This window comes from Vibrio bivalvicida, assembly GCF_001399455.2.
GTDB lineage: Bacteria > Pseudomonadota > Gammaproteobacteria > Enterobacterales > Vibrionaceae > Vibrio > Vibrio bivalvicida.
In genome coordinates this window covers 72,624-92,889 of sequence record NZ_LLEI02000018.1, presented here as the reverse complement: position 1 = coordinate 92,889, position 20,266 = coordinate 72,624, and the positions used below count along the sequence as shown (strand labels likewise).

General features: G+C 44.6%; 19 protein-coding genes. 13 read left to right on the top strand and 6 right to left on the bottom strand.

Going from position 1 to position 20,266, the window contains the following annotated elements; all coding sequences use genetic code 11:
- Nucleotides 1-55: 55 nt before the first annotated feature.
- Both APB76_RS04335 and APB76_RS04330 read right to left on the bottom strand, forming a co-directional pair.
- Nucleotides 56-1,846 (bottom strand): aminopeptidase P family protein, encoded by a 1,791-nt coding sequence (locus tag APB76_RS04335; protein WP_054963177.1) that lies wholly within the window; start codon nt 1,844-1,846, stop codon nt 56-58.
- 87 nt (nt 1,847-1,933) lie between these two features.
- Nucleotides 1,934-2,887 (bottom strand): LysR family transcriptional regulator, encoded by a 954-nt coding sequence (locus APB76_RS04330; RefSeq protein ID WP_049846338.1) that lies wholly within the window; start codon nt 2,885-2,887, stop codon nt 1,934-1,936.
- A gap of 104 nt (nt 2,888-2,991) precedes the next feature.
- Between APB76_RS04330 and APB76_RS04325 the strand changes: the two genes are divergently transcribed.
- Nucleotides 2,992-4,185 carry a multidrug effflux MFS transporter gene (locus tag APB76_RS04325; RefSeq protein ID WP_049846339.1) on the top strand — a complete coding sequence of 398 codons (1,194 nt, stop codon included), beginning with the start codon at nt 2,992-2,994 and terminating at the stop codon, nt 4,183-4,185.
- Nucleotides 4,186-4,267: 82 nt separating this feature from the next.
- Complete coding sequence (tsrA, locus tag APB76_RS04320; RefSeq protein ID WP_049846340.1) at nt 4,268-4,552, top strand: H-NS-like global regulator TsrA; 285 nt, start codon at nt 4,268-4,270, stop codon at nt 4,550-4,552.
- Between the two features lie 43 nt (nt 4,553-4,595).
- Here tsrA and asnC read toward each other — a convergent pair whose 3' ends face one another.
- The gene (asnC, locus tag APB76_RS04315; protein ID WP_045954511.1) at nt 4,596-5,060 is read right to left on the bottom strand and encodes a transcriptional regulator AsnC; all 465 of its coding nucleotides are present in this window, start codon (nt 5,058-5,060) and stop codon (nt 4,596-4,598) included.
- A gap of 101 nt (nt 5,061-5,161) precedes the next feature.
- Between asnC and APB76_RS04310 the strand changes: the two genes are divergently transcribed.
- The 3 genes from APB76_RS04310 to APB76_RS04300 all read left to right on the top strand — a co-directional run bounded on the left by APB76_RS04310 (nt 5,162) and on the right by APB76_RS04300 (nt 9,800).
- Nucleotides 5,162-8,299 carry an ABC transporter substrate binding protein gene (locus APB76_RS04310; RefSeq protein ID WP_054963176.1) on the top strand — a complete coding sequence of 1,046 codons (3,138 nt, stop codon included), beginning with the start codon at nt 5,162-5,164 and terminating at the stop codon, nt 8,297-8,299.
- Between the two features lie 63 nt (nt 8,300-8,362).
- The gene (locus APB76_RS04305) at nt 8,363-9,142 is read left to right on the top strand and encodes a class I SAM-dependent methyltransferase (protein WP_054963175.1); all 780 of its coding nucleotides are present in this window, start codon (nt 8,363-8,365) and stop codon (nt 9,140-9,142) included.
- Nucleotides 9,143-9,242: 100 nt separating this feature from the next.
- The gene (locus APB76_RS04300) at nt 9,243-9,800 is read left to right on the top strand and encodes a hypothetical protein (RefSeq protein WP_049846343.1); all 558 of its coding nucleotides are present in this window, start codon (nt 9,243-9,245) and stop codon (nt 9,798-9,800) included.
- A gap of 61 nt (nt 9,801-9,861) precedes the next feature.
- On the opposite strand, the gene APB76_RS04295 is transcribed toward APB76_RS04300, so the two are convergent.
- On the bottom strand, nt 9,862-10,746 hold the full coding sequence (locus tag APB76_RS04295) for a carboxylate/amino acid/amine transporter (protein WP_054963174.1): 885 nt from the start codon (nt 10,744-10,746) through the stop codon (nt 9,862-9,864).
- A gap of 44 nt (nt 10,747-10,790) precedes the next feature.
- Nucleotides 10,791-11,216, bottom strand: coding sequence for a universal stress protein UspA (gene uspA / locus APB76_RS04290; RefSeq protein ID WP_049846345.1), 426 nt, complete (start codon nt 11,214-11,216; stop codon nt 10,791-10,793).
- Nucleotides 11,217-11,372: 156 nt separating this feature from the next.
- Between uspA and ftnA the strand changes: the two genes are divergently transcribed.
- The 4 genes from ftnA (at nt 11,373) to APB76_RS04270 (ending at nt 14,507) form a co-directional block, all read left to right on the top strand.
- On the top strand, nt 11,373-11,900 hold the full coding sequence (ftnA, locus tag APB76_RS04285) for a non-heme ferritin (protein ID WP_049846346.1): 528 nt from the start codon (nt 11,373-11,375) through the stop codon (nt 11,898-11,900).
- A 71-nt stretch (nt 11,901-11,971) separates the two neighbouring features.
- Complete coding sequence (gene uspB / locus APB76_RS04280) at nt 11,972-12,295, top strand: universal stress protein UspB (protein ID WP_045954504.1); 324 nt, start codon at nt 11,972-11,974, stop codon at nt 12,293-12,295.
- 107 nt (nt 12,296-12,402) lie between these two features.
- On the top strand, nt 12,403-13,596 hold the full coding sequence (locus APB76_RS04275) for a BaiN/RdsA family NAD(P)/FAD-dependent oxidoreductase (RefSeq protein ID WP_049846347.1): 1,194 nt from the start codon (nt 12,403-12,405) through the stop codon (nt 13,594-13,596).
- 86 nt (nt 13,597-13,682) lie between these two features.
- Complete coding sequence (locus APB76_RS04270) at nt 13,683-14,507, top strand: HDOD domain-containing protein (protein WP_049846348.1); 825 nt, start codon at nt 13,683-13,685, stop codon at nt 14,505-14,507.
- A 27-nt stretch (nt 14,508-14,534) separates the two neighbouring features.
- Here APB76_RS04270 and APB76_RS04265 read toward each other — a convergent pair whose 3' ends face one another.
- Entirely contained in the window at nt 14,535-15,440 is a 906-nt protein-coding gene (locus tag APB76_RS04265) for a DMT family transporter (RefSeq protein WP_049846349.1), read from the bottom strand.
- Between the two features lie 167 nt (nt 15,441-15,607).
- On the opposite strand from APB76_RS04265, the gene rmuC reads away from it, so the two are divergent.
- The 4 genes from rmuC to ubiB are packed head-to-tail and all read left to right on the top strand — an operon-like array spanning nt 15,608 to nt 20,245.
- Nucleotides 15,608-17,158, top strand: coding sequence for a DNA recombination protein RmuC (gene rmuC / locus APB76_RS04260; RefSeq protein WP_054963173.1), 1,551 nt, complete (start codon nt 15,608-15,610; stop codon nt 17,156-17,158).
- A 56-nt stretch (nt 17,159-17,214) separates the two neighbouring features.
- Nucleotides 17,215-17,997 carry a bifunctional demethylmenaquinone methyltransferase/2-methoxy-6-polyprenyl-1,4-benzoquinol methylase UbiE gene (gene ubiE, locus APB76_RS04255; protein WP_049846351.1) on the top strand — a complete coding sequence of 261 codons (783 nt, stop codon included), beginning with the start codon at nt 17,215-17,217 and terminating at the stop codon, nt 17,995-17,997.
- 11 nt (nt 17,998-18,008) lie between these two features.
- On the top strand, nt 18,009-18,614 hold the full coding sequence (locus APB76_RS04250; protein ID WP_054963172.1) for a ubiquinone biosynthesis accessory factor UbiJ: 606 nt from the start codon (nt 18,009-18,011) through the stop codon (nt 18,612-18,614).
- Nucleotides 18,611-20,245: a ubiquinone biosynthesis regulatory protein kinase UbiB gene (gene ubiB / locus APB76_RS04245; RefSeq protein WP_054963171.1), complete on the top strand. Its 1,635-nt coding sequence runs from the start codon at nt 18,611-18,613 to the stop codon at nt 20,243-20,245. The genes APB76_RS04250 and ubiB overlap by 4 nt, the downstream gene beginning before the upstream one ends.
- Nucleotides 20,246-20,266 lie beyond the last annotated feature (21 nt).

Here is a 20,266-nt window from a genome sequence, read left to right as displayed (position 1 = left end):
TATTCTTTCCAGTTATCCAGTTATCCAGTTATCCAGTTATCCAGTTATCCAGTTTCTAGCCATGAGTCAGTGGCAAGGTTGACTGACGAAGCCATTCTTTCACTTCACCTTCAACTAGTGGGCTGATTTCATCCCAGACTTTTTGGTGGTAGTCATTCAGCCAAGCCAACTCTGGTCGAGTCAGCATATCTACATTGATGTTACGCTTGTCGATCGGGCAGCGTGTTAGCGATTCAAAAGATAGAACAGGGAAGTCACCATTGGTAGGTGTTTCGACAACAAGCTCTAAGTTCTCGATACGGATACCAAATGCATCAGCGCGGTAGTAACCAGGCTCGTTCGATAGCACCATGCCTTCTGTAAGAGGAACATCGATTTGTCTCTTGGAAATACTAGCGGGCCCTTCATGAACACTTAGGAAGTGACCAACACCATGACCGGTACCATGATCGTAATCATAGCCTTCAGCCCATAGGTGCTGACGAGCGAGCGTATCAATTTGGTAACCACGAGTACCTTTAGGGAATCGAGCACGAGCAACACCGATATGACCTTTTAGAGCGAGGGTGAATTGCTTAATCATCTCGTGTGATGGTTGACCGATCGCGATTGTACGAGTGATGTCTGTTGTGCCATCTAGGTACTGGCCGCCTGAATCTACGAGGTAAAGTGTGTTTAATTCAATTTTACCAGGTTCCGGTTGGTTCTCATGATTGTAGTGACACATTGCCGCGTTTCCGCCTGCTGCTGAAATCGTGTCGAAGCTAAGGTCCATTAGAGTAGGGTCTTCGCTACGGAACGCTTCTAGCTTGTCAGATAGTGTCGCTTCGTCATGCAGGTTGCCGACTGCTACCTCCGCATCTAACCAACTTAGGAACTTGCTCATCGCCACACCATCACGAATGTGACACGCTTTCATTCCTGCAATTTCGACAGCGTTCTTAGCAGCTTTTGGCATTAGGCATGGATCCGCAGCGCTTAATACAGTCGCCCCAGTATTTTGTAGAACCAGCTTAAACCATGCGCTGCTTGTCGCTGGGTCAACCAACACTTTCTTACCTGACAAGCTTTCTAGTCTTGCTTGCAGTGCTTCTGGGTGATGTACACTTACACCATTACCTACATGAGCTTCAAATCCTTTCGGTAGGCGAGCAGGGTCGAGGAAGTATTCTACACTTGAGTCTGAATGAAGAATCGCGTGAGAAAGAAGAACCGGCAGGCGTGATACATCAAGACCGCGCACGTTAAGTAACCAACAAACAGAGTCTAGTGCAGTAATCACTGCGCTGTCTGCGCCTGTTGTTTTTATTAAATCAGCAATTTGTTGGCGTTTGCTTTGACTAGATTGACCAACTGCTTCTGTTGCCATCAGGCGAACGTCAGAAACCACAGGAGCAGGGCGATCAAGCCAAAGCTCATCAATTGGGTTGCCGTTAAGAGTCTTAAGCTCAAGTGATTCTGCTAGTTTTGCTTGTGCCATGTCTAACCAAGCTGAGTTGTGCATACGAGGATCGATTGCTACACAAGCTCCACTAGTTAGCTGGTCTTTAATCCAATCTAGCGCAGGTTCTTCAATTAAGTGACGGTACTCGAATAGATCGGCAGGAACTTGTTTGGTCACTTGCACCGTGTAGCGACCATCGACAAAGATCGCTGCCTTGTCTTGAGTTATAACGGCGACACCTGCTGAACCAGTAAAGCCAGTTAGCCAATGTAAGCGCTCATTATGTGCTGGTACGTATTCGCCTAGGTATTCGTCTTCATGTGGGACAAGCAAGGCATCAATGTTGTGCTGGGCTAGCCAGTCACGAATTGCGGATAGGCGTTGCTCTATTGTTGTAAGCATCTGTGTTAATCCTTCATATTAGTAAGGCGTCCATGTCGGCGTGAGTGACGTTAAGTGGACGATGCGAATAAGCTACTCTTTTTGCTGTCAGCCTGCAAATTGTCTAAGTGCTGTGGTTTTGTCACGAATAATTTGCCGTAGCCAAGACAAAGCTGGGTCATTTTCTCTGTCTCGGTGCCAAAACAACGTATAAGCCATAGGAGGAAATTCCATCGGTAGTGGCAAAACAGTTAAGCTGAGTTGCTTCGAAGCAAGTTTGACGAAATGGCTTGGTGCAGTAAACACGAAATCAGTATATGAGCAGAGGCTAGCTGCACTGTTGAAATCAGGCACAGTAATAGCGATATCACGCTCTTTACCTATATCCGCTAATCGATAGTCGAGTAGCCAGCGTTCGTTACCATCGCATCTAACTTGTACGTGGCGTTGAGAAAGGTAGTTTTCCAAGTTCCAATGTTGGCTAAGCGCTGGATGTTCTTTTCGTACTAAACACATCTGGTTGTCACGATAGATCTCTTGCTCGCAAATATCACTCGGTGGAAGCATGGTTAACTTAGCGTCGTTTATGTCAATATCCTTACCAGTAATCCCAAGGTCAATTTCTCCGCGTTGTAATTGTTTAAATGTTTCTTCGGCCCATGCGTGAGTACTAATGGTTACACCAGGTGCACGTTTAAAAATCTCGGGCAAAAAGTGGGGAAGAATTAACGGGTAAACGCTTTCTACTGCGGCAATTTGGTAGCGATAGTCACTCGAACTCGCTGAAAACTGTTCAGGCTGGGTAAGTTGTTCGAGTTGGTTAATAAGAATTTCAAGCTTGGGCTTGAGAAACAGGGCCTTAGGTGTTGGCTTTAGCCCATGAGCATGACGAACGAAAAGCGGGTCATCAAATTGGGTTCTTAGCTTGGCTAAGCTTTTGCTGACAGCTGATTGACTTAAACATAATCTATGTGCTGCACGTGTTACATTCAATTCTTCTATTAGCACCCGCAAGCAAACCAATAGATTAAGATCGATGCGAGCTAGCTTCTCAATATTCATAGAAATTCTCTATTGGAATAATATTGATGACTATATGTCATTGGTTGGCATATCTAGTTTAGCTTAGTATATGGACAAATTCATCAAGTGCATCGGAGTTCGTAGTGCAAGTGGCAAATGAAAGTTCCCCTCGTAAATTACAGTTAGTGTTGCTTACACTACTGGTTCTATTCAGCCCATTGGCGATAGATATCTACTTGCCTGCACTACCAATGATCTCAACTGCGTTCCACGTGGAACATGCTCTTGCTCAAGACACAATTACTTGGTTTTTGTTTGCTATGGGGGTAGGACAGTTGTTTGCAGGTCCTTTAGCAGACAAGTTAGGACGTCGAACTGTTGCATTGGGAGGTGTTAGTATCTACGCAGTGAGCGCTTTATTGGCGTGGAGTGCTCAAAATATAGAGTGGATGCTTATGTCTCGATTGCTACAAGGCTTAGGTGCGTGCGCGACATCGGTAGCAGCCTTTGCAACAGTTCGCGACATTTTTGGTCCGCAGAAAAGCGGTAAGATGATTAGCTACCTAAATGGTGCAATATGTTTTATTCCTGCACTTGCTCCAATCTTGGGGAGTTGGTTAACACAGCAGTTCGGTTGGCGAGCAAATTTTAGCTTTATGGCTGGTTTTGCTGTTGTAGTACTGGCCATGCTTTGGCTTGGTTTAAAGGAGACGAATCCACAGCTAAGCAAAGAGCCTGTGTTTAAGCTTAACCGTTATCTGGATGTGATCAAAACGCCTACATTCCTCTTCCATGCAACACTATGTATGTTAGCTATGGCAGTGATTCTTGGTTATGTGACGTCTGCGCCTGTTGTGTTGATGGAAAACCTCGGTCTGTCAATGAACCAATTTACTATGTGGTTCGGTATCAATGCAGCATTTAACATTGTTGCTTGTATGAGTGCACCTAAGTTTATGGACAAATTTGGCACTCACAAAACGCTGTCGGTCGGTATCATTACTCTAGCTATCGCGGGTGTCACTATGCTTGCTCTAATCGGACATTCTACTGCTTTTGCCTTTATGTTCCCTATCTTTATATCATCTGTAGGTTTTGCCTGGATACTTGGTGCATCAGCAGGAAAGGCACTCGCACCTTTTGGTGATAAAGCGGGTACAGCGGCGGCATTACTTGGACTATTTCAGATGAGTGGTTCCGGCTTAGTGGTTGGTAGCGTTCAGCGACTAGGTATGGAACCTCATGTCATGATCGCGACCTTAATGCTGATAGTTGCTCCTGCGCTGGCCATTCTATGGTCAAGGGTCGGGAAAACTTGGCACCATGCAACGGCTTAGCGAGTCTGACAAGCCTTGATAATCTAACCAAACGATGTATATTTGAGCTTCTTATATCGAGTTCTGTGGATAAATCACAACGATGTCAATGACAACATACGAGATGGCTCGTGTATTGGAGCAATTGGAAGATACTCCAGAAAAAATTATGTTTGGTAAACTTTTGAGTGAGCTAGGCAGTCAAAGTGGTGAACGCATTCGAAGTGCAGCAAAACAAGTACCACTGCCAGTCTTGCGTGATATGGTTTATCAGTTTCAGCAAGTGATTGATTCACGCAAAGGTGAACAGATTGAATCTTTAGCCAAAGAGATAGCTGAGCAAGGCATCTCTGTCGATGATCTAAAGCAATATTTAGAATCGAAGTAATTGCTCGATACTGAATAATAAAAACTCGCCTAGGCGAGTTTTTTTATGGATTGACGTTACGGTTGATTGGGTTTTGCAAAGATATTAAAGTTTCCGTCGATTGCACTTCATCAATCGCCTGTAACTTATCGATTAAAACGTACTGTAGCTCTTCTATAGAGCGACACATGAGCTTTACGAAAATATTATAGGCTCCTGTGGTGTAATAAGCTTCAACCACTTCTTCAAGCGCATTGAGCTTTTCTAGCGCAGAATGGTAATCACGTGCTGCATTAAGGTTAATGCCGATGAAGCAACAGACGTCGTATCCAAGCTTTTTGGTATCGACGATCACTTCTGTACCCTGAATTATATCCGCTGACTTCATTTTTTCGATTCGAACATGGATCGTTGCGGGGCTAACCTCGAATTGTTTAGCCATTTCGGCATAAGGAGTACGAGCGTCTTCCATTAAAGTCTTTAAGATGGCTTTATCTAAGTCATCAAGTTTAATACCGTGTGCTTGCATGTGAGTCCTTATTAATCAGCCTAACTTTGTGGAATTAGTACAATTTATCATCAGTGGTGATACAATTATATCCATACTCCTTTGATTTTGAGACTATTTTAGTGCGTTTGTGTCTAATCCTTCTAGCGCTAGTTACCACTTTTGCTACGCGAGCAAGTGAAAATGATGTGTTAGTGGTGCACTCCTACCATCAAGGTTTCTTTTGGACTGATACCTTTCAAAAGGGTTTAGAACAGCAACTGAAGAACGCTCATATCTCTACACGTGTTCTGTATCTCGATACCAAGCGAATACAGAGCGATGCCTACTTTGAACAATTGTACTCTCTCTATAAAACTAAATTTGAGCAAGAGCAGTTTAAAGCCGTTGTCGTCAGTGACAATAATGCTTTGCTGCTGATGAACAAACTGGCACCCATTTTAGGGGATACGCCAGTTATCTTCGGTGGGATCAATGGCTACGACCCCAACATGCATAAAGATCTTAACGCGACAGGTGTAACGGAAGATATTGATCTTTACAGCAATATCTCACTGATAGAGCGTATTCAACCTGAAGTTAAGTCAATCTATATCGTTACCGACTATTCGGTGACTGGCGCGGCTGCACGTTCACAAATTGACAAGTTTTTAACTCACTACCCGGAATATAATGATCGAGTGGTTTCACTTATTCCGGAAAAATTTGAACAGCTCATTGAGTTTGCTACAAAGCTAGAAAGTACAGCGAGTGTCATTTTTTGGATTTACTACCGAGAAATAGATGGCTCTATTGTGGCTCAGCAAGAGCATTGGCAGCAGTTGAATGAAGCCTCTAAGGCACCAATTTATATGGTGCATGACTTGGGCTTAGGTTACGGAGCTGTGGGCGGTGTAATTCAAAGTGGTCGGCAGCATGGTCAGCAGACGGCGAAACTATTGCAACGCGTGCTAGACAATCCAGAAGCTCAGCTACCAAAAGTTGAAGTGGGCATTCCAGAAATCAAACTCGACTATCAAGCTGTGTTGAAATGGGGGCTCGGCATAGAAGGAGAGGCGACATCTGTTATTTTCAATAAGCCTCAATCTTTTTCTGACCGTTATCAGCAGGAGCTAGAAATAGCAGGCAGTTTGGTACTTTTTCTGGCGGTTATCATTATGATTCTTATCTATTATCTCAGCCGGATAAAGCGTAGTGAGCAGCTTGCAAAAGAGAGCCAAACATTAATCGAAATGGTTTTTGATCAGAGCTATCATTTTATTGGGGTGATTGATGCCAGCGGCCACATTATGTCAAGCAATCGCAAGCTGCAGGATCTGCTCTATGACCAAAACTTTAGTGTTGAGCGTCCAATATGGCAGCATCGCCATTGGGAACAGCAAGCTAGAGATCAATTGAAGCAATTTTTTATCACTAAAGAGCACGACGCTATTGTTCAGTTTGAGGCTGAAATTTGGCATGCCGATCAAGGCTCGATGGTATTAGAACTTTCGCTTAAGCCAATACCTCTGCTGAATGAAGGTAGTCAGTACTTATTAGAGGCGCGTGACATTACTTCACGCAAAATTACAGAAGAGCGTCTCTATCAACGAGAGGCCAACTTAAGCCATTATTACGATCAGCAACCTGTAATGATGGTTACCCTAGATGAGCAAAATCGCATCCAACAAGTTAACCAGTTTGCTGAGCAACTATTGGGTTATCGCTCTGAGCAGGTTCTTGGCCATAGGTTGAAAGAATTCTATCACAACAATAATTCGCTAGTGCCAAGGCAAGTTCTGCTGCAACCTAAGCAGGCGATTAAAGGTGTATGGCGCCGAGAAATTGAATATCGCCATGCTGATGGACATATTGTTTGGGTGCGTGAAAACATTCGTCCTTTGGCTGAATCAGGGCACCTACTCATTGTTGGCGAAGATGTTACTGAGACCAAAGCGTTATCAGAGCAGCTTCAATATCAAGCGCAACATGATTTGCTGACAGGTACTTACAGTCGTAACTACTTCGAAAAGGAGTTGGAGAAGGCACTGCGTGAGGTCGAAAGCTATACCCGAACACATGCGATGCTCTATATCGACCTTGATCAGCTTAAAGTACTTAATGATACCGCGGGGCACGAGGCCGGAGATGCCGCCATCCAGTTTTGTGCCAGCATGCTGGAAGAAGTGTTGCCTTACAATACGATCCTGGCACGCTTAGGGGGCGATGAGTTTGCCATCCTATTGAAAGATTGTACGGAAATGGATGCCAAGAAACTTGCCACGACTATCATCAATACCTTGAGTGAACATGCGTTTATTTGGGAAGATATTAGTCTTACATTGAACTGTTCAATAGGTATACGTTTAATTGACCATACGGCTTCATCGCCACAAATGGTTCACGCTCAAGCCGACACCGCTTGTCATGTGGCTAAAGAAGAAGGGCGCAATCGCTTCAGCATGTATTGTCTTGATGACCAAGAATTACGTCGCCGAGAGCAAGAAATGGAAAGCGTCAACTTAGTGCACAACGCTCTGGCCAACAATAGAATAGAACTCTTTGCTCAGCAGATTCTTGACTTGACGGGTAATGAGCAGGGAATGCACTTTGAAATACTGATTCGAATTAAAAACGCCGATGGTGAATATATTTCCCCCGGTATTTTTATGCCAGCTTCTGAGCGTTACAACATTGCTCATTTGCTCGACAAACAAGTGGTCAACCAGACTCTTACTTGGTTTGAACAGCACCCTGAGGTACTAGAGCAATTGGCGCGCTGTTCGATAAACCTTTCAGGCCATTCAATGGGCAACAAAGAGTTCATCGCTTTCTTGCTAGAAAAACTTGCGCGCAGTTCAGTACCGTGTGGAAAAATTTGTCTTGAAATCACAGAGACCGCAGCAATGAGCAATATGAAGCAAGCGATTGAGTTTTTTAGTCAGCTTAAAGCGTTAGGCTGCTACATTGCACTCGATGATTTTGGTTCTGGTTTATCTTCATTTGGATACTTGAAGCAGCTTCCTGTCGATATCGTAAAAATAGACGGCATTTTTGTCCGTGATATGGACACCAATGATATGGACCACTTAATGGTGCGTTCAATTAACGATCTTGCTCGACAAATGGGTAAGCAAACCGTCGCCGAGTTTGTAGAAAACACTCAGATTATTGAACAATTGATGGAACTCGGGGTCGATTATGCACAGGGCTATGTCATCGGCAAACCTAAGCCGCTTGCTGAACTGGTATCAGAGCTAACACCACAACAGAATGCTTAGTGAAATGGCTAAAGATCCAGTAAACTGCGCCCGAGTTAGTGATTAAACCCTTAGGAATATTGCGTGCAACTACAGCTGTTATGTGAAGATCAAACACAAACTGAACGTTTTCAACAGATAACACAACGCTGGGGGCTAGCGTATAGCGATGAAAGCCCGTTTGCTCTGGTGCTTACAGAGCAGCATTTAGAGCTACGTAAGTTAGATGAGCCAAAACTAGGAGCCATTTTCGTTGATCTAGCCGGTGGCGCGGTTGCACATAGACGTAAATTTGGTGGCGGTAAAGGTCAGGCGATAGCTAAGGCGGCTGGTTTAAACAAGGGCGCGACACCGACGATACTTGATGGCACTGCCGGTCTCGGGCGTGATGCTTTCGTCTTGGCTTCGCTAGGATGCAAAGTTCAGATGGTTGAGCGCCATCCTGTCGTAGCGGCGTTATTGGATGATGGGCTAACCCGAGCTAAGAATGATCCTGAGATCGGAGCGTGGGTGAGTGAGCGTATGTCTTTGATTCATGCTTCTAGCCATAATGCGCTCAGTCAACTTGCTGAAGATCCAGAGTTTGTTAAACCTGATGTGGTTTATCTTGACCCTATGTACCCGCACCCTGACAACAAGAAAAAGAGCGCATTAGTGAAAAAAGAGATGCGTGTTTTCCAGTCTTTGGTTGGTGCCGATCATGATGCTGATGGCCTGTTGGAACCCGCTTTAGCCCTTGCTACTAAAAGGGTGGTGGTGAAACGGCCCGACTATGCAGATTGGCTCAACCAACAAAAACCTATGATGGCAATTGAGACGAAAAAAAATCGTTTCGATGTTTATGTTAATGCATCAATGACTTAGCGAACACTGTATCAATAGTGCGATTCTTGTCCTTGCTAATTCCTTATCAAGCAGGTATATCTTACTAAGAACTATTCGTATTCTTAGCTGGAGTTGTAGCGTGGCTAAACGTTTCTGTAAGATGAATCGCAAGCAAATTGCGGAAAATTTGGGTGATATTCATCGCTTGGTGGTTGAACCTAAATATCTTTGTCGCTCTTGTGCTCGCTCGTCTGCGTCTAAAGACTCCCTTTGTAAACCAGCCGCTATTCCTCCTCAAGCTTGCCAAAATAAGCCGTTAGAGCAACAACAGAGCTGTGCTTTACTAGCGGAAGCTTTGCCTAATACTCAAGCAAATCTACCCTCAGAGCAAAAAGCGCAAGCTGTCAGAAGAGTGGTTGAGAGGGTGAAAGAGAAAGCCTTGCTGCAAAAAACGCAACTTCAAACTAGCCAAGCAGAAACTGTAGCTAGTGAAGTGTTTGATTTAGAAGACAAAAAATCGCTTAAGAAGGCAAAGAAAGCGATAAAGAAACACTACAAGCAGCAGAAGAAACTGCTCAAGCTAGCGAATAAGCAACGTAAGCTGATTAAAAAACAGAAGAAATTGGAAGATAAGGTAAGTCTATCTAGCTTAGTCGCAGAGATACCAGAGACACAAACTAGCTCAAACCTTCATTAATCATACAGACAATAAAAAGCTCTCCGTCAATGGAGAGCTTTTTTGCATCTAATGATTTTATTTACTGTGGATTGGTTTGATAACTCTGTTCAACTTTACGCTTGACCCAAGTCTCGTTGACCCACAAAGAAAGCAGGATGATTGCGCCACCGATACTCAATTGAGTGATATCCACATCTCGATTCCAAATCACAATATTAACGACAAGACCTGCAGGAACCAAAGCATTGTTCATCACAGCTAGAGCACCAGCATTGACTAGAGTTGCGCCCTTGTTCCAGGCAAAGTACCCCAAACCTGAAGCAATAAGGCCAAGGTAAACCAATACTCCCCACTGTGTACTGGTAGTTGGCATTTTGTCTAGGTTACCCATTAAGGCGAACGCGACCGTCGCGACACACAAAGCGCCTAAATAGAAATAGCCAAAAATTGCGTGCTGTGGCAATTCTACATCGTATTTTTCCATCAAGTACTTGTAGCCGACCTGACCAATCGCGAAACAGACATTAGCACCCTGAACCACGAGGAAACCAACAATGAAGTTCTCGTTGATGCCTGCAAATTTAATAAAAGCGGCGCCAGCGACTGCGATAGCCGCTGTGACTAAGTACCAAGGCGAGAAGCGACGTTTGAGTAAATCGTAAATCAGTGTGACATAAATAGGCGTAAAGACAGTGAACAGCAGTACTTCAGGCACTGAGAGCAATAAGAAAGATTGGTAATAGAAGCAATACATTAAGCCAAGCTGAAAACCACCAACCACCATGAGTTTGGCTATTAGTCCTTTGTTGACCCCTTTGAATTTAAGAAAAGGCAAAAAAACCAAGCTTGCGAGTGCAACACGCATTAGCACTGAGAACCAAGAATCAACCTGACCAGCTAGATAAACGCCGATCAGGCTAAATGAAAACGCCCACAGCAAGGTGACCGCAGATAAATACCCCATAACTAAGACTCATTATCAAAAACTATCGGGCAGTGTATACCTATTTAGTCCTTGAGTGGTACTACCAACATATCAACGGGTGAACAATTGATGAGCTGGCGAGTAGAGGAGAGCAGTTTGCTCCAAAAATCTTGATGATGGCCACACACAACAAGATCGATATTGAATTCCTTGATGGTATCGCACAGTTCATTGCTCAGATCGCCGCTACCGACCAAAGTATGCTTGATAGGGAAATCTGCATGGTCAGCCAAGTTCTGTAGCTGCTTCTGAGATGCTTCAATGGCTTGGTGTTGGGTTTCGGCAAGGTTGATGTCAATCAGGCCGGTATAAAGCTCAGCGTAATTTACATCGATATGAACGAACGACACAGATGCGCCAAGCGGTTTTGCCAAGGATACGGCTCTTTCGACCAAGAGTTTGCTGTCTTCAGATAGGTCGATGGCAACCAAAATATGTTGATAACTCATAGTGCTATCTCCTTGTAAGGGTTCTGATTAAAGATTAGCACCTTGAATCAATAAATTTTGCTGAAGTGATCTCAGATCCACATTTGGCATACAAAGTGTTATGGTGACCAACATGATATAGTCAATTTAACTTCATAGACTTAGTAGGAGTGGTAGATGCTTTCTCAAGCAATGGTCGATCAATTGAATGAGCAAATTAATCTCGAATTTTTCTCATCCAATCTATACTTACAAATGAGTGCTTGGTGTGAAGACAAAGGATTCGAAGGTGCAGCTGAGTTTTTACGTGCACATGCCGTAGAAGAAATGGAGCACATGCAGCGTCTTTTCACTTACGTGAGTGAGACAGGTGCAATGCCTATTTTAGGTGTCATCGAAGCACCAAAGCACGAGTTTAATAGTCTGGGCGATGTCTTCCGTGAGACATTTGAACACGAGCAGATGATTACCGAAAAAATCAACAAACTTGCTCATGTGGCGTTTACATCACAAGACTATTCTACGTTCAACTTCTTACAGTGGTACGTTGCAGAGCAGCACGAGGAAGAGAAGTTATTTAAAGGGATCTTAGATAAGCTAGATCTAGTTGGCGAAGATGGCAAAGCGCTGTTCTTTATCGACAAAGATTTAGCAGCTTTGGCGAAAGAAGGTTCATCTTCAATCATGGATGCCCCCGCTGAATAAATTTCGGCGTAAGACACTCTAAGTAGGTCGTCTTTTTCTCTGGGCATTTTAGAAGATGTAGGGAGGAAAAGATGATCAATGCTGACACAATTCTATTTGCGCTAATGATGGTAACGCTCGTTAATATGGCGCGCTATCTTACCGCGCTGCGCTCTTTGATTTACATCATGCGTGAAGCCCACCCGTTACTTTATCAGCAAGTCGATGGCAATGGCTTCTTTACCACTCACGGTAATGTCACTAAGCAGGTTCGCTTGTTCCATTACATAAAGAGTAAAGAGTATCATCATCATCATGATGAAGTGTTCACGGGTAAGTGCGACAGAGTACGCGAGCTGTTTATTTTATCGACCTCGTTACTCGCGGTAACCTTGCTGGCGGCAATGATTCTCTAGCTAAATTGGCATTGGTTCAAAATGCCGCTAAAATAGCCGCGTAAATTGCGAAGGATGTGCATCAGGCACATCCTTTTTTATTGGTTTTAATTGTTGAGTAGTGGTTCATGACAGAAAAGTTTGATGTCGTCATCATAGGTGCGGGTGCTGCGGGGCTAATGTGTGCCGCTGAGGCGGGTAAGCGTGGTCGCAAAGTGTTGCTACTAGATCATGCAAAAAAGCCTGGACGCAAGATCCTTATAGCTGGTGGCGGTCGTTGTAACTTCACCAACTATGATGTGTCGGCAAATAACTTCTTGTGTCAAAACCCACATTTTGTCAAATCTGCCTTGTCTCAATATACCAACTGGGACTTTATCTCCATGGTGAGTAAACATGGGATTGAGTTTGAAGAGCGTGATCATGGGCAGTTATTCTGTGTTGGAGATTACGACTCAAAAGATATCGTCAAGATGCTTCTGGCAGAGTGTGATTTACCGTGTGTGAGTCAGCGCTACCAGCAAGATATCCACCAAATTGAAAAGACTGAGACTGGCTTTGCTCTGCGCACCAATACGAGTGTGATTGAATGTGACTCATTGGTTGTGGCGACAGGTGGCTTATCAATGCCAAAATTGGGCGCAACGCCATTTGGTTATAAGATTGCTGAGCAATTTGGTCTCGATATTATTTCGACCACTGCGGGACTTGTGCCATTTACCCTGCACAAAGAAGACAAAGAGTCATTTGCTGAACTGTCTGGTATTGCTATTCCAGCGGAGATTACCGCTCAAGACGGCACCATGTTTAAAGAGGCACTATTGTTTACCCACCGCGGTTTATCTGGGCCCTCAGTGTTGCAAATCTCTTCGTTCTGGAAAGCCGGGCAGAAAGTGACGATTAACTTAGTCCCTGAAGTGGATGTTGATGAACTACTGCAACGTTCCCTCGACAAGCACCCTAATCAGAGTCTTAAAAACACCCTAGCCAAGGTGCTACCAAAGCGACTTGTTGAAGTTTTGATCGAGCGAAAGGTTTTTGCAGACAAACCACTGAAACAGTTTAACGTTAAGCAACTTGAAGCCATCGCTAAGCAGCTAGAAAACTGGCAAATCGCACCTAACGGCACTGAAGGATATCGTACAGCCGAAGTAACTCTTGGTGGCGTTGATACTAATCATCTCTCTTCTAAGACGATGGAATGCAAGCAGATTAACGGTTTGTACTTTATCGGTGAGGTGATGGATGTAACTGGCTGGCTCGGGGGCTATAACTTCCAATGGTGCTGGAGTTCTGGTTTTGCCGCCGGACAGTGGGTGTGATTTTCATACGGGAAATTTGCTTAGAGTTCACACTTTAGTACTACACTTACTTATAAAAAAGTAAAGGGTATAAAGGAGTAAGCTCTATGAGTCAGGAAGCATTGATCTCTCGTATTAACGAGCTACCACGTATCGAAAGTGTTCTCCAAGAATTATTGGAAATGGTAAATCGTGAAACCATCGACTTTAGTGCGTTGTCCCAGAAAATGGCGATGGATCAGGTGTTACTGGCTAGGGTATTAAGAATGGCCAATTCTGCTGCTTATGGGGGAGTAAAAGGTATTACCAATATCAATGATGCTATCGTGCGTCTTGGGCTTGGGCCAATACGCAATCTGATTTCCTCTTCAATATTGGTTTCAACCTTTCCGCGTCTAGAAACGCTCAACATTAAAGATTACTGGGCTGAAACGTTCGAAGTCGCCACAATTGCAAGCACAGTAGCAAGAGAGATTAAGCTTGATCCGAGCGAGGCGTTTACTATTGGTGTCCTACACAATATTGGCGAGCTAATGATCCACACTCTGGAGCCCAAAAAGGCGGTGGATATTCAACAACGTGTGCAAAATGGTGAGAATGCAGCCAAAGTGCAGCAAGAAGTGATCGGTATTGATGCGCAGCAACTAGGCTCGCTGCTGGCGGAAACTTGGAAGTTTCCTCATGAGTTAGTTGATGCCATTGCAAACGTCAACCACCCTGGACAAGCTCTTGAATCAAAACGTTTTGCCTGCCTTATCTATTTCTCGCGTGATGTGAATAAACGTTGGGATATGATGTTGGACGAGCGAGAAAAACGCGAATATATTGCCAACTGCAAAGCGGCATCTGCGCTGCATATTTGCCACTCCGTAGTACCAAAAATTGATGAGGTTCGTGGCCAAGGAAGTGAATTGGCCTACCAACTATTCTAGGTAGGCCTATCTAGAATAGTCTTTTAGTTATCCAGGTTGTTTGGCAAAACTTTTTTTGCCAATATTAATCTGTTGGATCACCAAGCCGGTAATTATTAGTACTAATCCAACAAGTGTTGAAGGATGAATCTGCTCGCCAATAATGGTGGCTAAAAGCATCAGCGAGATAAAAGGAGAAGCAAAAATAAGGTTACTTAAGCGGGAAGTGTTTTGTGTGAGCTTCAAAGCACTTAGCCATAGAACAAAGGTAATTCCCATCTCAAACAATCCCACATAGCTGACCGCCAGCCAGCCTTGCATCGAAATCTGGCTAAAGCTCAGCCCCTCATAAAGAGTTAAACCAATCGCAAATGGAATCGCGACTAAAAAACCGAGTAAAACGCCGACAACAGGGTCTGCCTTGTTTTTGGTATTTAAAATCCAGTAACTTGCCCAAAGTAGAGTGGAAAACAGAGCCAAGCCAACCCCTAGCGGGCTCTCAAAGTTTAAGCCAAGCAAATCGCCTTGTGTGGCAATAACAATCACCCCCAAGTAGCTGAACGTACAAGCAATCCAATCTTGTTTACGTATTTTCTGGCCTAAAAATACTGCCGCCATCAGGGTGAGCGTAATTGCCCAGCTGTAATTGATCGCCTGTGCTTGGGAAGCAGGAAGTAAGTCATAAGCTTTAAACAAAATAACGTAGTAAGCGAGTGGGTTAATCAGCCCTAACAGTAGGTAATACCCGGGGTTGGAGAGAAATGTGCTAGGTAGTGTCTTAAGCTTACCTTGCACAGCACAAATAACCGTCAGTGCCAGTGCGGAAGTGATACTGGCGACAGTCAACATTTGAATAGGGGAAAACTCAGCCAAGGTGAGTTTGAATGCGGTGGCAACCGTTGACCAGAGTAATACTGCTGATAAACCTAAGCCTAAAGCACGGCGCTCGTTCATGATGTTCCTTCAATAAAACCAACCAGTTAAGACTCACTGGTGAAAAGTATGGGACAGGGTAGTGAGCGCCTAGTCTAGCTGTTCGATATCTAGCCGACAAACTGGACATTTATCCAGTGCTAAAATACCATTGAAAGTATCTAATTCAGAATAGTTAAATCTTTATTATGCAATGGATTCTTGAGCATCAAGCTATGTTGATCTGTGGCCTATCTGGTGCCGTAGCAAGTGGCATGGTTGTCGGCTGGTGGGTCAAACAGAAAATGCGCTTTGACAATCAGCTTCTTGAACAACAATTGGAATCGAATCAGCAGCTTGCTAGCAGCCAAATTGAGCAACTGCAAAAAGAACTCCGTGAGGCGCAGCAAGAACTCGACGAGTTTGATGGTGAACGTGATAAGTCTGCTTACGAGATAAAGCAGTCTCACGGTAAGTTGATGGCGGTGCTAGAGAAGCTACGTTACTTCGAAGCAGTAAAGCAGGAACGCCAGCAGTATGCCGATGACCTCAATCAGATTCGCGAGCAAAAATCGCAGTTAGAAGCGCAGTTACGTGAACAAGAAGCACGCCATGAGCAACAAAACAAAGCCAGCCAAGAGAAGCTGCAACTGTTAGAGCAGGCAGAAGAGCGTCTTAAGCAGCAATTTGAGCAGCTTGCAAACCAGTTGTTTGAATCTAAAACTGCCAAAGTGGATCAGCAAAACCGTCAGAGTTTGGATGGTTTGCTATCTCCCCTTAAAGAGCAACTTGAAGGATTTAAGAAGCAAGTCAACGACAGCTTTAATCAAGAAGCTAAAGAGCGCCATACCTTAGTTCATGAGTTGAAGAACTTACAGCGCTTGAATGAGCAGATGACCAAAGAAGCGCTTAATCTGACTCAAGCACTAAAGGGCGATAACAAGCAGCAGGGCAACTGGGGAGAAGTCGTACTCGCGCGCGTATTAGCGGAGTCTGGCTTACGTGAAGGGCATGAATATCAAACCCAGGTCAGTTTGCAAAATGAAGCGGGTAAACGCTACCAGCCCGATGTGATTGTTCACTTACCGCAAGATAAACAAGTGGTGGTGGACTCTAAAATGGCCTTGGTAGCATACGAAAGGTACTTTAATGCTGAAACAGATAACCAACGAGAACGAGCGTTAAGTGACCACTTACTTGCCTTGCGAGCCCATATTAAAGGGCTATCTCAAAAAGACTACCATCAGCTAAAAGGCATTCAGAGCCTAGACTATGTGCTGATGTTTATTCCTGTGGAGCCTGCATTTCAGGTGGCTATTCAAGCAGACCCTAGTTTGGTAAAAGATGCGATGGAGCAAAACATTATCTTGGTCAGCCCAACCACCTTGCTCGTGGCGCTGCGCACGATCGATAACCTATGGCGTAACGATCGGCAAAACCAGAATGCTCAGGTTATCGCCGAGCGCGCAAGCAAGCTTTACGACAAGCTGCGTCTGTTTGTAGATGACATGGAAAGCCTTGGCGGTGCATTAGATAGAGCCAACCAAAATTATCAAGGGGCGATGAACAAGCTCGCTACAGGGCGCGGGAATGTGATTCGCCAAGCGGAAAGCTTTAAACAGTTGGGCGTTGAAGTGAAAAAACCAATATCCAATGATTTGGCACAACTCGCTCAACATGACCATTTCACAGAAAATGCTGCCTTGGATAAAAATGACTCTTCCGTACAAAGACATCCGGATGAGGATAAAGTAAACTAATCGCCCGCAGTGCTTAGGTCGTATTTATTCAATGCGCTGCTCGAAGAGGAATCATCATGACGGATACAAGCGTGCAATCGAATACAGCTTTAGAATCAAATGAAACCACGCACTTTGGTTTCAGTACCGTAGCAAAAGACGAGAAAGTGACGAAAGTTGCTGAAGTTTTCCACTCTGTGGCGGCTAAGTACGACATTATGAATGACTTAATGTCGGGTGGTATTCACCGCCTCTGGAAGCGTTTCACTATCGATTGTAGTGGTGTTCGTCCTGGTCAACGTGTTTTAGACCTAGGTGGTGGTACTGGGGATCTTACTGCTAAGTTTTCACGTATCGTGGGTGAAAAAGGTCATGTGGTTTTGGCTGACATTAACAACTCGATGCTGAATGTTGGTCGTGACAAACTGCGTGACAACGGTATTGTCGGTAACGTTCACTACGTGCAAGCAAACGCCGAAGAACTACCGTTTCCTGACGATTATTTTGATGCAATTACGATTAGTTTCTGTCTACGTAATGTCACCGACAAAGACAAAGCATTGCGATCTATGTACCGCGTGCTTAAGCCAGGTGGCCGTTTATTGGTGCTTGAGTTTTCAAAACCAGTTCTAGAGCCATTATCAAAAATTTATGATACCTACTCATTCCATCTACTACCTAAAATGGGCGAGTTGGTGGCAAATGATGCGGAAAGCTACCGTTACCTAGCGGAATCTATCCGTATGCACCCAAATCAAGAGACCTTGAAGGGCATGATGAATGAAGCTGGCTTCGATCAAACCAGTTACTACAACCTGACGGGGGGGATCGTTGCCCTTCACCGTGGTTATAAGTTCTAAGGTCGGTTGTTATGCCATTTGAGCCTCTTGTTACTGCAGTGATTGAAACGTCACTCAACACTCTTATTAACGACGACCCTGAGCTCGGTCGTCGTCTTGCTCGCTTAAAAGGGCAAGTGATTCAAGTTCACCTTAAAGAACTGAACAAGACATTGACCTTTATCTTTAGCCAGCAAATTGATGTTTTGGCGAATTATGAAGGTGAACCGGATTGCTATTTATCATTGAACCTCTCGGTACTGCCAGAACTGCGTGAGCAGTCCAATATCACTAAGCTTATCAAGCAAGATAAATTGGTATTGGAAGGCGATATTCAGCTGGCACAAAAGTTTTCGCAGCTGATGACGGATTGCAAACCAGATATTGAAGAGTGGTTATCGCGCGTGACGGGGGATGTTGTTGCGCATACTGTGGTTCAGGGTGCTGCCAATGTCGGTCAATTCTTCAAGTCGCAAGCCGAAAAACATCAAGACCACCTTGCTCAAGTCCTGACAGAAGAGTGGAAAATTGCGCCAGCACCACTAGAGGTGGCGCATTTCTGTGACCAAGTGGATGAAGTGAAAAGCCAAGCTTCACGTGTCGAGGCTAAATTGAATCAACTGCTGGAGCGCGCATGACCCCAACAGAGATGCGTCGTTTATACCAGATCATCCGTGTTCAGCTTGAGTATGGGTTAGATGAGCTACTGCCAACACACCAGTTGACTAAAGCGCCACTGCTAGCAAGAAAAAGTCTGTTTTGGATTAAAAACAAACACCCAGAGAAACCACTTGGTGACAGACTGCGTTTAGCATTGCAAGAGCTCGGTCCTGTATGGATTAAGTTTGGTCAGATGATGTCGACTCGTCGAGATCTTTTCCCGCCGCAAATTGCTGATCCACTGGCCTTGCTGCAAGACCAGGTTTCACCATTTGATGGTCAGCTTGCCAAGCAGCAAATCGAACAAGCACTCGGTGGTTCACTAGAGACATGGTTTGATGATTTCGCGATTGAACCGCTTGCGTCTGCCTCGATCGCTCAGGTGCATACCGCCAAGCTGAAATCGACTAACCAAGAAGTGGTATTGAAGGTTATTCGACCAGATATTCGCCCGGTCATTGATGCAGATCTAAAACTGATGTACCGCATGGCGCGTATAGTCGCCAAAGCACTTCCTGAAGCACGTCGTTTGAAACCTGTCGAAGTAGTGCGCGAATATGAGAAGACCTTGCTTGATGAATTGGACTTGCGCCGGGAAGCTGCTAACGCGATTCAACTCCGACGCAACTTTGAAGCCAGTGAAGAACTATATGTTCCTGAAGTTATCACCGACTTTAGTAATGAAACTGTCATGGTTTCTGAGCGAATATACGGCTTCCAAGTTTCTGATATTGAAGGGTTGAAAGCTAACGGTACCAATATGAAACTGTTGGCAGAGCGCGGAGTAAGCGTGTTCTTCACTCAGGTATTCAGAGACAGCTTCTTCCATGCGGATATGCATCCAGGCAACGTGTTTGTTGAACCGGATCATCCAGAAAACCCGCGTTGGATAGGTTTAGATTGTGGCATCGTCGGTACATTAAACAGCGAAGATAAGCGCTATCTGGCAGAGAACTTCTTAGCCTTCTTTAACCGAGATTACCGACGTGTCGCCGAGTTGCACGTTGAGTCGGGTTGGGTTCCACGTGAAACCAACATCGATGAGTTCGAGTTTGCCATACGTATTGTATGTGAACCGATTTTTGCTAAGCCACTGTGTGAAATTTCGTTCGGTCATGTACTACTGAATCTATTTAACACCGCGCGTCGTTTTAATATGGAAGTCCAGCCGCAGTTAGTGTTACTACAAAAAACGCTGCTTTATGTGGAAGGTTTAGGACGACAGTTATATCCGCAGCTTGACTTGTGGGAAACGGCTAAACCATTTTTAGAACAGTGGATGATGAACCAAGTTGGTCCTCAGGCAGTGATCAATGCGGTTAAAGACCGCGCCCCTTTTTGGGCAGAGAAATTACCTGAACTGCCAGAGCTTCTGTATGACAGCTTGCGTCAGGGTAAAATGATGAACCAGAGAATGGACCAGCTTTACCAAGGTTATCGTTCTAGCAAAAGGCAGCAGGCAACAGGTAAATTTTTATTTGGTGTTGGAGCCACATTAGTCGTATGCTCGGCAATATTGGTCAACAGCACATATGAGCAACTTTCGCTGGCCAGCGCCCTAGGTGGGGTCACATTTTGGTTGCTTAGTTGGCGAGCTTATCGTCAATAGACGTTAAACTCTTGAAATTAA